Below are 11,957 nucleotides of genomic sequence, written 5' to 3'. Positions count from 1 at the left end.
CGTATCTGTGGGCCAAGGGTCAAGTCCCACGGAGGAACCGTGACCACCACGATCGCAGGCGGACGCGCCGCCCGCCGCCAGACGATGCGCCGCATCCGCCCGCGCCGATCCCCGGCCGTCCCGCTGTTGCTCGCCGTATGGGCGGGCGCGGCAGGCGTGCTGTGGCTGTGGTGGGCCAACACGCCGAACATCGCGGACACCAACAGCAAGATCCTCAACGCGGGACGGATCACCGGTCTGCTCGCCGGGTACCTGATGGCGCTTGTCGTGCTGCAGATGGCGCGGGTGCCTGCGCTGGAGCGGCGGGTGGGCTCGGACCGGGTCGCTCGCTGGCACGCGATGAGCGGCCGGTACACGCTCTGCCTGGTCTTCGCGCACGTGTTCCTCATCATGTGGGGGTACGCGCTGCAGGCCGGCAAGTCGCTCGGCGACATCGTCCAGCAGACGATCGACTCCGTGAACCAGCTGCCGGACATGGGCAAGGCCGCCATCGGGACCGGCTTGTTCCTGCTCATCGGCCTGGTGTCGATCGGCCCGGTGCGGCGCAGGATGCCGTACGACACCTGGTACCACATCCACCTGTTGACGTACGGGGCCGTGTTCCTGACGTTCTGGCACCAGATCACCACCGGCAACGACTTCGCGATCGAGCCGACCGCGAAGACCGTCTGGTACGCGCTGTACGGGTCGGTCACCGCGCTGGTCGTCTGGTACCGCGTCGTCACCCCGCTCCGGCTGAACCTGCGTCACCGCATGTACGTCGAGGCGGTCATCGAGGAGACGCCCGGCATCGTGTCCGTGCTGATCGGCGGCCGCAAGCTGCACCGCATCGGCGCGGAGGCCGGGCAGTTCTTCCGCTGGCGGTTCCTCGCGCCGGGGATGCGGTTCAGCTCCCACCCGTACTCGCTGTCGGCGAACCCCCGCCCCGAGCTGCTGCGGATCACGGTCAAGGCGATCGGCGACCACACCGCGGCGCTGCGCGAGCTGCGGCCCGGCACGAAGGTGTGGGCCGAGGGCCCGTACGGCGCGATGACCGCCTCCCGGCGCAGCCAGGGCAAGGTGCTACTGGTCGCCGGCGGTGTGGGCATCACCCCGATGCGGACGCTGTTCGAGACGCTGCCGGGCGCGCCCGGTGACATCACCCTTCTCTACCGGGCCAACAGCACCCAGGACCTGGCCCTGTGGGACGAGCTGGCGAAGATCGCCGACGAGCGCGGGGCACGGCTGATGTACGCCGTCAACAGCCCCGACGGGGAGCGCCCCGACATCTCGGCGGAGTCCCTGCAGCGGAAGATCCCCGACATCGACAGCCACGACGTCTTCATGTGCGGACCGAACGGCTTCGCCCAAGGGGTGTTCGAGGCACTGCGCGGCGCCGGGGTCCCCGCCCGCCGTATCCATCACGAGTCGTTCGAGATGTGAGCGACCCGCACTTACGGGAACCTCGCCACCAACGGGAATCAGGAGCTCAGGAAGAGATGAGGAAGAGCCACCCTCTTCGACGCGTCGTGCTGGCCACCGCCGCCACCGTGTCCGGGATCGTGCTGCTGCTGTCGCTGAAGCCGTCCTCCGACCCGGCCTCCGCGCAGGCGGCGGGCTCGGGCTCGGGCACGGCGCAGGAGGCGGCCCAGGGCGGGGCCGGGGCGCCCGTTACGGGGACGATGACCGGGGACGCCGTCAAGACGCAGTACGGGAACGTGCAGGTCCGCATCACCGTCGTCAACAACAAGATCATGAAGGCGGAGGCCGTCCAGGCGCCCAAGGGCGGCACCAGCGACGAGAAGACCAAGCTGGCGATCCCCCAGCTGAACGCGGCCGTGGTCGCCAAGCAGAGCCCGAACATCGACACGGTGTCGGGCGCGACCTACACCAGCGAGGGCTACAAGAAGTCCCTGCAGTCGGCGATCGACAAGGCGAACGCGAGCGCGGGCTCCTCCCAGGGTTCCGGTTCCGGTTCCGGCAGCGCGCAGGCCGCCGGCACCTTCACCGGGGACGCGGTCCAGACGCAGTACGGCAACGTGCAGGTGCGGATCACCGTCGCCGGCGGGAAGATCACCAAGGCGGACGCCGTCCAGGCGCCCAAGGGCGGCACCAGCGACCAGAAGACCGCACTCTCCATCCCCAAGCTCAACCAGGAGGCCGTGGCCGCGGGCAGCGCGGACATCGACTCGGTGTCCAGCGCGACCTACACCAGCGAGGGCTACAAGAAGTCCCTGCAGTCGGCGCTGGACAAGGCGAAGGCGAGCGCGGGCTCGGCGTCGGGTTCGGGTTCGGCGTCCGGCTCGGGCTCGGGGTCGTCCGGCTCGGGATCCGCTTCGGGTGCCGCGCAGGCCAAGACCGTCACCGGCAGCGTCCAGCAGACGCAGTACGGTCCCGTCCAGGTGCGGATCACCGTCGCCGGCGGGAAGATCACCAAGGCGGACGCCGTCCAGGCGCCCAAGGGCGGCACCAGCGACCAGAAGACCGCACTCTCCATCCCCAAGCTCAACCAGGAGGCCGTGGCCGCGGGCAGCGCGGACATCGACTCGGTGTCCGGCGCCACCTACACCAGCGAGGGCTACAAGAAGTCCCTGCAGTCGGCGCTGGACCAGGCCCGGTGACGGACACCGTGGCCGAGTCGGCGCAGGCTCCCGCCGTGGTCCGTCACGCGGAAGAGGTCATGGGGACCGTCTTCTCCTTCGACGTCCGCGGCGGGGAGCCCGGGGCGGTGCGGGCGGCGCTGGAGGAGGCGATCGCCTCGCTGCACCGGGTGAACGAGGTGTTCAGCACCTACCGCGAGGACAGCCAGGTCTCCCGGCTGGTGCGCGGTGAGCTGACCGTCGAGCAGTGCGATCCCGAGGTGGCCGAGGTGCTGGAGCTGGGCGCCGAGGCGGAGCGGATCAGCGACGGCTGGTTCAGCATGCGTTACGAGGGCCGGCTCGACCCGACCGGCATCGTGAAGGGCTGGGCCGCCGAGCGTGCGGCCCGGCTGGTCGCGGCGGCGGGGGTGAGCGGGGTGAGCGTCAACGGCGGCGGCGATGTGCAGCTGCTGGGCGTTCCCGGGCCCGAGCGGCCGTGGCGGGTCGGGGTGTCCGATCCGCTGCGGCCGGGCGGACTGGCCGCGGTCGTCTCGGCGGCCGGTGCGGACGAACTGGCGGTGGCCACGTCGGGTACGGCGGAGCGGGGCGCGCATATCGTCGATCCGCGCACGGGGCGCTCCGCGGTGACGGATCTTGTGGCCGTCACGGTGGTGGCGCCCAAGCTGACCTGGGCGGACTGCTGGGCCACGGCGGCCTTTGCGATGGGGTCGCGGGAGGCGTTGGGGTGGCTCGAGTCGCTGCCCGACGTGGAGGCGCTGCTCATCACCGCGGGCGACGAGGTGCGCTGCACCGGAGGGTTGGCGGGAAGGCTCGGGTGAGCTGAGGCTGACCGGGGGTGAGTCGCGCACGCACGCCCGCAGGATACGAGCGGTGGCTGGGCAGCGCGCCGGGCCGCACCTCCTTGGGGGCGCGGGGAACCGCGCAACCAGCTCCCACTACCCGCACGCTCGAGACTGCCCAGCCGGCGCAGCGCTCAGTGGCCGTTCTGAGCCAGCCGCAGCAAGTGATCCGCCAGCGCCTGGCCGCCGGTCGGCTCCCGGCTGATCAGCAGCAACGTGTCGTCGCCCGCGATCGTGCCGAGGATGTCCTGCAGCTCGGCCTGGTCGATCGCCGAGGCGAGGAACTGGGCCGCCCCAGGCGGGGTACGCAGGACCACGAGGTTGGCGGAGGCCTCCGCGGAGATCAGCAGCTCCTGCGACAGCCGCCGCATCCGCTCCTCCTTCGCCGACTCCCCCAGCGGTGCCCGGGGAGTCCGGAAACCCCCCTCACTGGGCACCGCGTAGATGAGGTCGCCGTCGGTGTTGCGGATCTTCACCGCGTTCAGCTCGTCCAGGTCCCGCGACAACGTCGCCTGGGTGACGCTCAACCCGTCGTCGGCCAGCAGCTTCGCCAACTGGCTCTGCGACCGCACCGGTTGCCGGTTGAGGATGTCCACGATCCGGCGGTGACGCGCGGTGCGGGTCTGCGGCACGGCGGGCCCATTGACCCCGGCCTGCTCATGGTCCTGCGCCTGACTCATCGTCGTCTCATTCTCCGGATCGGTCCCCGTTCACTGCGTCGAGGATGCCGGGCAGGGCCCCGAGGAACGCCTCCGCCTCGTCGTCGCCGAGGTTCAGCGGCGGCATCAGCCGGACGACGTCGGGAGCGGGCGCGTTCACCAGGAAGCCGGCCTCCTGAGCCGCCGCGCGCACCTGGGGCGCGAGGGGCTCGGTGAGCACGATACCCAGCAGGAGGCCCGCGCCCCGGACATAATCGATCAACGGGTGGCCCGTACCCTCGATTCCGTCCCGCAACCTCTCGCTCTGCTGCTTGACGTTCTCCAGCAACCCCTCGTTCTCGATGGTGTCGAGGACGGCGAGTCCGGCGGCGCAGGCGACCGGGTTGCCGCCGAAGGTCGTGCCGTGGTGCCCGGGTTGCAGCAGTTCGGCGGCCCGCCCGAAGGCGACGGTCGCGCCCAGCGGCAGCCCTCCGCCGAGGCCCTTCGCCAGCGTCACGACGTCGGGCAGCACACCTTCGTGGGCCTGGTACTCGAACCAGTGCCCGGTCCGGCCGATGCCGGTCTGTACCTCGTCCAGGACCAGCAGCGCGCCGGTCGCGGCGGTGATCGCGCGGGCAGCCTTGAGGTAGCCGACGGGCGGCACGACGACGCCCAGTTCGCCCTGGATGGGTTCGAGGACGACGAGCGCCGTGTCTTCGGTGACCGCGGCGGCCAGCGCCTGCGCGTCGCCGAACGGCACATGGGTGACGTCGCCGGGCAGCGGCAGGAACGGGTCCCGCTTGCCGGGTTGGCCGGTGAGCGCGAGGGCGCCCATGGTGCGGCCGTGGAAGGCGCCCTCGGTGGCGACGACGTGGGTGCGCCCGGTCAGCCGGCCGATCTTGAAGGCGGTTTCGTTGGCCTCGGCACCCGAGTTGCAGAAGAAGACCCGGCCGTCCCGGCCGAAGTGCGTCAGGAGCCGTTCGGCGAGCGTGACGGTCGGCTCGGCCATGAAGAAGTTGGAGATGTGGCCGAGGGAGCCGATCTGCCGGCTCACGGCGTCGACGACGGCCGGGTGGGCGTGCCCGAGCGCGTTGACGGCGATGCCTCCGACGAAGTCGAGGTACTCCTTGCCGTCGGCGTCCCACACCTTTGCGCCCGCGCCGCGCACCAGGGGCAGCAGCGGCGTGCCGTAGTTGTTCATGAGCGCGGTCTGCCACCGCGCGGTCAGTTCCTCGTTGCTCATGACGGCTCCCCCTGTGCGTGCGGCTGTGCCTGCGGCTGTGCGTCCGGCTTCTCGTCGGCCACGACCATCGTGCCGATGCCCTCGTCGGTGAAGATCTCCAGCAGGATCGAGTGCTGGACCCGCCCGTCGATGACCCGGGCCGTGTTCACGCCGCCACGCACGGCGTGCAGGCAGCCCTCCATCTTCGGGACCATGCCGGAGCTCAACTCCGGCAGCAGCTTCTCCAGTTGGGAGGCGGTGAGCCGGCTGATCACCTCGTCGGAGTTGGGCCAGTCCTCGTAGAGGCCCTCGACGTCCGTGAGGACCATGAGGGTTTCGGCGCCCAGCGCAGCAGCGAGTGCCGCAGCCGCCGTATCAGCATTGACGTTGTAGACATGTCCGTCGTCCTGGCTACGGGCGATCGAGGAGACGACCGGGATGCGGCCGTCGGCGAGCAGTGCCTCGATGGCGCCCGTGTCGATCGCGGTGATCTCGCCCACCCGCCCGATGTCGACCAACTCGCCGTCGATCTCGGGCCGGTGCTTGGTGGCGGTGATGGTGTGCGCGTCCTCGCCGGTGAGACCCACGGCGAGGGGTCCGTGCTGGTTGAGCAGGCCGACCAGCTCGCGCTGGACCTGCCCGGCCAGCACCATCCGTACGACGTCCATGGCGTCCTCGGTGGTGACGCGCAGGCCGGCCTTGAACTCGCTGACGATGCCGTGCTTGTCGAGGGCGGCGCTGATCTGCGGGCCGCCGCCGTGCACGACGACGACGTTGAGGCCGGCGTGCCGCAGGAAGACGACGTCCTGCGCGAAGGCGGCCTTCAGCTCCTCGTCGATCATGGCGTTGCCGCCGAACTTGATGACGACGGTCTTGCCGTTGTGGCGGGTCAGCCAGGGCAGCGCCTCGATGAGGATCTGGGCCTTGGGGAGCGCGGTGTGCTTCCGCGTGACGTTGCTCATGAGGCGTACGCGCTGTTCTCGTGGACGTATTCGGCGGTGAGGTCGTTGGTCCAGATGGTGGCGGTCTCGGAGCCGGCGGCGAGGTCGGCGACGATGTGCACCTCGCGGTAGCGCATGTCGACCTTCTCGCGGTCCTCGCCGACGCTGCCGTTCTTGCACACCCAGACGCCGTTGATGGCGACGTTGAGCCGGTCCGGCTCGAAGGCGGCCTTCGTGGTGCCGATCGCGGAGAGCACGCGGCCCCAGTTGGGGTCCTCGCCGTGGATGGCGCACTTGAGGAGGTTGTTGCGGGCGATGGAGCGGCCCACCTCCACGGCGTCGTCCTCGCTCGCCGCGCCCACGACCTCGATCTTGATGTCCTTGCCGGCGCCCTCGGCGTCCCGGATCAGCTGCCGGCCGAGATCGTCGCAGACGGTCCGGACGGCCGCGGCGAACTCCTCGTACTCCGGGGTGATTTCACAGGCGCCGGAGGCGAGCAGCAGCACGGTGTCGTTGGTGGACATGCAGCCGTCGGAGTCGACCCGGTCGAAGGTGACCCTGGTGGCGGCGCGCAGCGCCCGGTCCAGGGTCGCGCTGTCGAGGTCGGCGTCGGTGGTGAGGACGACCAGCATGGTGGCGAGGCCGGGGGCGAGCATGCCCGCGCCCTTGGCCATGCCGCCGACGGTCCAGCCGTCCTTGGTGACGACGGACGTCTTGTGGACGGTGTCGGTGGTCTTGATGGCGATGGCGGCCTTCTCGCCGCCGTGCTCGGAGAGCTGGGCCGCGGCGGTCCCGACTCCCGGGAGCAGCTTGTCCATCGGGAGCAGGACGCCGATGAGGCCGGTGGACGCGACGGCGACCTCGGCCGCGTTGTGCCCCAGCACCTCGGCGACCTTCTCGGCGGTCGCGTGGGTGTCCTGGAAGCCCTTCGACCCCGTGCAGGCGTTGGCGCCGCCGGAGTTGAGGATCACCGCGGACACCTGACCGCCCTTGAGGACCTGCTCGGACCACAGGACCGGCGCGGCCTTCACACGGTTGGAGGTGAAGACGCCCGCGGCGGACAGACGGGGCCCGGTGTTGACCACGAGGGCCAGGTCCGGGTTGCCGTTCTCCTTGATTCCGGCGGCGATGCCCGCAGCCTGGAATCCCTTGGCTGCCGTGACGCTCACGGTGCGACTCCGATCGTGGAAAGCCCGGTGGTCTCGTCGAGTCCGAGGGCGATGTTCATGCTCTGCAGGGCGCCACCCGCGGTGCCCTTGGTCAGGTTGTCGATGGCGCTGATCGCGATGATGCGGCCCGCCGCCTCGTCGTGGGCGACCTGTACCTGAACGGCGTTGGAACCGTGGACGGACGCCGTGGCCGGCCACTGGCCCTCGGGAAGCAGGTGGACGAAGGGCTCGTCGGCGAAGGCCTTCTCGTAGGCGGCGCGGACGGACTCGGCGGTGACGCCGGGCTTCGCCTTGGCGGTGCATGTGGCGAGGATCCCGCGGGACATCGGCGCGAGGGTCGGGGTGAAGGAGACCGTGACCGGCTCCCCGGCCGCCGCGCTGAGGTTCTGGATCATCTCGGGGGTGTGCCGGTGGCCGCCGCCGACGCCGTACGGGGACATGGAGCCCATGACCTCGGAGCCCAGCAGGTGCGGCTTGGGCGCCTTGCCGGCGCCGGAGGTGCCGGAGGCGGCGACGATCACGGCCTCCTGCTCGGCCAGCCCCGCCGCGTACGCGGGGAACAGGGCCAGCGAGACGGCCGTGGGGTAGCAACCGGGGACCGCGATGCGCTTGGACCCCTCCAGCGCTGCGCGGCCGCCCGGCAGTTCGGGGAGGCCGTAGGGCCAGGTCCCGGCGTGCGCGGAGCCGTAGAACCGCTCCCAGTCGGCCGGGTTCTTCAGCCGGAAGTCGGCGCCCATGTCGACGACGAGCACGTCCGGGCCGAGCTGCTCGGCGACCGCGGCGGACTGGCCGTGCGGGAGGGCGAGGAAGACGACGTCGTGTCCGGCGAGGACCTCGGGGGTGGTCTCGTCGAGCACCCGGCCGGCCAGCGGCAGCAGGTGCGGCTGGAGCGTGCCCAGTTTCTGGCCCGCGTTGGAATTGCCGGTCAGGGCGCCGATCTCGATCTCGGGGTGCGCGAGGAGCAGACGCAGCACCTCTCCGCCCGCGTACCCGCTCGCTCCGGCCACCGCCGCACGTACCGCCATGTCCACCCTCCTCTTGGATGGCATGACTATACGTCGCTATGCACGTTTATACAATCTGGTGCGGCGCATAAGATCACGTGCATGGCACTGAGACCCGTCATGGTGAACATCAAGGCTCTTGATCATGCGGCGGTGGGCCGGTTCTGGGCGCAGGCGCTCGGCTGGAGTGCCTACAGTCCCGGCGTGACCACCTACGTCGGACCCGCCGGCGGCCTCGTCTGGCCGGACCCGGTGGTTCTCGGCATCGACTTCGTTCCCGTGCCGGAAGCCAAGGCCGCGACGAAGAACCGTGTGCACCTCGATCTCGCCACCGCCTCCGCGGCCCATCAGGCGGAGCTGGTCGCGCGTCTGAAGGCGCTCGGTGCGACGCCCGTCGACGTGGGTCAGGGCGACGTGCCGTGGACGGTCCTCGCCGACCCCGAGGGCAACGAGTTCTGCGTGCTGGAGCCTCGGGAGGTCTACCGGGACACCGGGCCGATCGCCGCGGTGGTCGTCGACTGCGTGGATCCGCGGGCCATGGCCCGGTTCTGGGGCGGGGCGACGGACTGGACGCTGCACGAGGTGACCGACGATCAAGCGGTGTTGCGCAACGCGAAGGGTGTGGGCCCGTATCTCGAGTTTCTCCGCACGCCCGGCGTGAAGACCGTGCCGGACCGCGTCCATCTCGACCTGCTTCCCCGCCCCGGCGACGACAAGGCGGCGGAGGTGGCCCGGCTGCGGGCCCTCGGCGCCACCGACCTCGACGTCGGCCAGGGCGACGTCCCGTGGACGTGCCTGGCCGACCCGGAGGGCCACGAGTTCTGCGTCCTCGCCCCGTCCTGAGGCGGAGCGACCGCCGGCGTTCTCCCGGGGCGCCTCCCCGCACCGGCGTTGATGCGCCGCCTTGGACGGCCGGCGCTCGCGGTGGGTCGGGTGTCCCCGGGAGAACAGCTGTGGTCGGGCAGGTGGACCGGCTACCGCTGCTTGATCCGCAGGAAGGTGATCGAGTTCGCCGGGAAGGTGTAGGTGAACCTGCCGGAGACTCCGGTGAAGGTGGAGGTCACCGGTGCGACCGGGGTCGCGGTCTCGGTGTTGACCGCGTCCGGTGCGGCGGCCAGCGTGGTCACCCTGGCCTTGGCGGCGACCTTGGCGCCACCGAGGTCGATCGCCGTACGGGCGTCCGTGGACTGGGCGTTGACGACCTTGACGATCAGGTCACCGGTCTTCTTGTCCTTCGTGACGACCTGGCGGAAGGGCTCGGCCGGCTTGTCGTCGGTGAAGCTGCCCCACTCCTGGCCGTCGAGGTAGAGGGTGACCTGGCGGCCGCGCACCTTCACGTCGACGTCGTAGGCGCGGCCCGTCTCCACACTTCCCGCCTTGGAGATCAGCGTCGACTTGCCGCCGTCCACGGCCTGTTCGACGGCGGACTGGGTGTTGTTCCAGCCGCCCAGGTTCCACCAGTAGTAGTTGCCGGTGTCCTTGACGCCGAAGGCGACGAGGAAGCCCTCCTTGCCGGACTTCTTGGTGGCCTTCACATGCAGGTCGTAGTCGTGCCAGCTCGGGTCACCGGCGGAGACCATGGTGTTCTCGGCGGCGGTGTCGGTCTGCACGTACTGGCCGTCCTGGAGCGACCAGCTGCCGCCGCCGGTGTGCGTCCACTTCGAGGCGTCGCCGGAGAAGTCGTCGCTCAGCAGCGGGGTGCCGTCCGCGTCGGTCACCTTGACGTCGTCGTAGGCCGCGCTGGTCGCCCAGGTCGACAGGCCGACGGCGCCGGTGATCGGGCCCTGCAGGGACGGGGTTCCGGTGGCCGTCGACGGCACGACGCGGTCGCCGACGTTGGTCATGAACAGCTTCTGGACCTCGTAGTTGGCCGAGTTCCAGGAGGCGTGGTTGTTGAACCACACCAGGTCAGGGCGCCACTGGACGTAGTCCTCGTTGGCGAACAGGGGGGCGTAGGAGGCCAGTTTGACGACGTCCGCGTTGCGTTCGAGGCCGGTCATGAAGGCGGCTTCGGAGAGGCCGTTCTTGAAGGCGTTGCCCTGGGAGGCGTACTCGCCGAGGAAGACCTTGGGGCCGCCGCGGTCGTAGGAGTCGTAGCGGTCGTTGTTCTGCAGGAACCACTGCGGGCTGTTGTAGTAGTGCTCGTCGACCATGTCGACCTTGGCGTCCCTGTTGAGCTGCCAGGCCGTGTCGAAGGTCGAACCGGAGTCGTCCGGGCCGGAGTTGGAGATGACGGTGACGTTCGGGTACTTGGCCGCGATGGCGGCGCGGAACTGCTTGAAGCGGGCGAAGAACTCGGTCGGGAGGTTCTCCTCGTTGCCGACCTCGAGGTGGGTGAGGTGGAAGGGCTTGGGGTGACCCATCTGCGCGCGCTTCTTGCCCCAGGTCGAGGTGACCGGGCCGTTGGCGAACTCGATGAGATCGAGGGTGTCCTGGATGTGGCGCTGGAGCAGCGCGTCGTCGACCACGGCCTTGTTCTGGCCGCAGCCGGTCACCAGGGCGGGGACCACGGGCAGTGGCATCGCGCCGATGTCCTCGGCGAAGCGGAAGTACTCGTAGTAGCCGAGGCCGTAACTCTGGTTGTAGCCCCAGAAGTTGGAGTTGGTGGCGCGCTGCTCTACGGGTCCGATGGTGTCCTTCCACTGGTAGGAGCGGGCGCGCTGGTAGCCGGAGGCCTCGCTGTAGTCCTGCATGGAGCCGGTGTTGACCAGGCAGCCGCCGGGGAAGCGCACGAAGCCCGGGTGCAGGGCGGCGACCTTCTGGGCGAGGTCCTTGCGCAGGCCGTTGGGCTCGCCCCGGTAGGTGTCACGGGGGAACAGGGACACCATGTCCAGGGCAGTCGCCGCCGAGGAGGCCACGCCCAGCCGGCCGTTGCTGCTGGTCCGGGTAGCGGTGAAGACGGCCTTGTACCGCGCCCAGCCGCCGGCCTTCACGGCCACCTTGCGGGCGGTGGCCAGGGTGCCGTCGGCGTCCTGCAACGACACCGTCAGGGTGGTGCCGCTCTCGGCGCGGGCCCACACCGAGAAGTCGTACGTCTTGCCCTGCTCGACCCGGACACCGGTGTTGTAGCCGGCGTTGGTCACGGATGAACCGGCGCCCAGGGAGAGGTAGTTGCGGTTGCGCTCGTTGAGGCGGCCCGAGTCGTTCAGGACCTGTGCGGTGCCGTCGACCGTCCAGGAGGTCAGCGGGGTGTATGACCGGTTGTCGACGGTGGAGTACTCGAAGGATCGGTTCTGCACGAGCTCGGCGTAGAGGCCGCCGTCGGCCGCCCGGTTGATGTCCTCGAAGAAGACGCCGTACATCGTGTCGTCGATCTTCGCGCCCTTGGCGGTGGGGTCGACGGTGATGGCGTAGTCGGTCACGGCCTCGGCGTGCGCGGGGGCGGGGACGAGGGCGGTGGCCGTCAGAAGCGCGGTCGAGGTGAGACCGATTCTCCAGCGGGTGCGGGTGGTGCTGCGTGACATGGATGACTCCGCGGCTCAGTGGTGCGCGTTGTATGTCAGTTGTTCGAGATGTCGGACGATGATCAGCACTTCGAACGGCAAGATAGGGAGGGGTCCGAGAC

Annotated in this window: 10 protein-coding genes; 4 read left to right on the top strand and 6 right to left on the bottom strand. The window is 70.1% G+C overall.

All coding sequences use genetic code 11. From position 1 onward, the window contains the following. Window positions 1–39 precede the first annotated feature (39 nt). The 3 genes from B5557_RS36190 to B5557_RS36180 are packed head-to-tail and all read left to right on the top strand — an operon-like array spanning window position 40 to window position 3,397. Window positions 40–1,422: a ferredoxin reductase family protein gene (locus B5557_RS36190; RefSeq protein WP_079663438.1), complete on the top strand. Its 1,383-nt coding sequence runs from the start codon at window positions 40–42 to the stop codon at window positions 1,420–1,422. 56 nt (window positions 1,423–1,478) lie between these two features. Beyond that, complete coding sequence (locus tag B5557_RS36185; protein WP_173877774.1) at window positions 1,479–2,600, top strand: FMN-binding protein; 1,122 nt, start codon at window positions 1,479–1,481, stop codon at window positions 2,598–2,600. After that, window positions 2,597–3,397: an FAD:protein FMN transferase gene (locus B5557_RS36180; RefSeq protein WP_231976130.1), complete on the top strand. Its 801-nt coding sequence runs from the start codon at window positions 2,597–2,599 to the stop codon at window positions 3,395–3,397. The genes B5557_RS36185 and B5557_RS36180 overlap by 4 nt, the downstream gene beginning before the upstream one ends. Window positions 3,398–3,552: 155 nt before the next feature. On the opposite strand, the gene B5557_RS36175 is transcribed toward B5557_RS36180, so the two are convergent. From B5557_RS36175 to argC, 5 genes are read right to left on the bottom strand one after another with little or no spacing between them, the layout of a single operon-like run. Next, window positions 3,553–4,098, bottom strand: a complete 546-nt coding sequence (locus B5557_RS36175; protein ID WP_079663436.1) for an arginine repressor — start codon at window positions 4,096–4,098, stop codon at window positions 3,553–3,555. Between the two features lie 7 nt (window positions 4,099–4,105). Then, window positions 4,106–5,299: an acetylornithine transaminase gene (locus B5557_RS36170; protein WP_079663435.1), complete on the bottom strand. Its 1,194-nt coding sequence runs from the start codon at window positions 5,297–5,299 to the stop codon at window positions 4,106–4,108. Then, on the bottom strand, window positions 5,296–6,240 hold the full coding sequence (gene argB, locus B5557_RS36165) for an acetylglutamate kinase (protein ID WP_079663434.1): 945 nt from the start codon (window positions 6,238–6,240) through the stop codon (window positions 5,296–5,298). The genes B5557_RS36170 and argB overlap by 4 nt, the downstream gene beginning before the upstream one ends. Then, on the bottom strand, window positions 6,237–7,388 hold the full coding sequence (gene argJ, locus B5557_RS36160) for a bifunctional glutamate N-acetyltransferase/amino-acid acetyltransferase ArgJ (RefSeq protein ID WP_079663433.1): 1,152 nt from the start codon (window positions 7,386–7,388) through the stop codon (window positions 6,237–6,239). Before argJ ends, argB begins: the two co-directional genes overlap by 4 nt. Further along, on the bottom strand, window positions 7,385–8,413 hold the full coding sequence (gene argC / locus B5557_RS36155; protein WP_079663432.1) for an N-acetyl-gamma-glutamyl-phosphate reductase: 1,029 nt from the start codon (window positions 8,411–8,413) through the stop codon (window positions 7,385–7,387). Before argC ends, argJ begins: the two co-directional genes overlap by 4 nt. An 81-nt stretch (window positions 8,414–8,494) precedes the next feature. On the opposite strand from argC, the gene B5557_RS36150 reads away from it, so the two are divergent. Continuing rightward, window positions 8,495–9,235: a VOC family protein gene (locus tag B5557_RS36150; RefSeq protein ID WP_079663431.1), complete on the top strand. Its 741-nt coding sequence runs from the start codon at window positions 8,495–8,497 to the stop codon at window positions 9,233–9,235. A gap of 131 nt (window positions 9,236–9,366) precedes the next feature. Here B5557_RS36150 and B5557_RS36145 read toward each other — a convergent pair whose 3' ends face one another. Next, entirely contained in the window at window positions 9,367–11,856 is a 2,490-nt protein-coding gene (locus tag B5557_RS36145; protein ID WP_079663430.1) for an alpha-L-arabinofuranosidase C-terminal domain-containing protein, read from the bottom strand. Window positions 11,857–11,957 lie beyond the last annotated feature (101 nt).

The organism is Streptomyces sp. 3214.6 (genome assembly GCF_900129855.1).
Lineage (GTDB): Bacteria > Actinomycetota > Actinomycetes > Streptomycetales > Streptomycetaceae > Streptomyces > Streptomyces soliscabiei.
The sequence above is the reverse complement of the archived record's forward strand: the minus strand, read 5'-3'. Positions and strand labels throughout refer to the sequence as shown.

Bases quoted from the DNA above. Each gene is read 5' to 3' on its own strand.
- B5557_RS36185 (WP_173877774.1), top strand. From the start codon at position 1,479: ATGAGGAAGAGCCACCCTCTTCGACGCGTCGTGCTGGCCACCGCCGCC.
- B5557_RS36175 (WP_079663436.1), bottom strand. From the start codon at position 4,098: ATGAGTCAGGCGCAGGACCATGAGCAGGCCGGGGTCAATGGGCCCGCC.
- B5557_RS36170 (WP_079663435.1), bottom strand. From the start codon at position 5,299: ATGAGCAACGAGGAACTGACCGCGCGGTGGCAGACCGCGCTCATGAAC.
- argB (WP_079663434.1), bottom strand. From the start codon at position 6,240: ATGAGCAACGTCACGCGGAAGCACACCGCGCTCCCCAAGGCCCAGATC.
- argC (WP_079663432.1), bottom strand. From the start codon at position 8,413: ATGGCGGTACGTGCGGCGGTGGCCGGAGCGAGCGGGTACGCGGGCGGA.
- B5557_RS36150 (WP_079663431.1), top strand. From the start codon at position 8,495: ATGGCACTGAGACCCGTCATGGTGAACATCAAGGCTCTTGATCATGCG.
- B5557_RS36145 (WP_079663430.1), bottom strand. From the start codon at position 11,856: ATGTCACGCAGCACCACCCGCACCCGCTGGAGAATCGGTCTCACCTCG.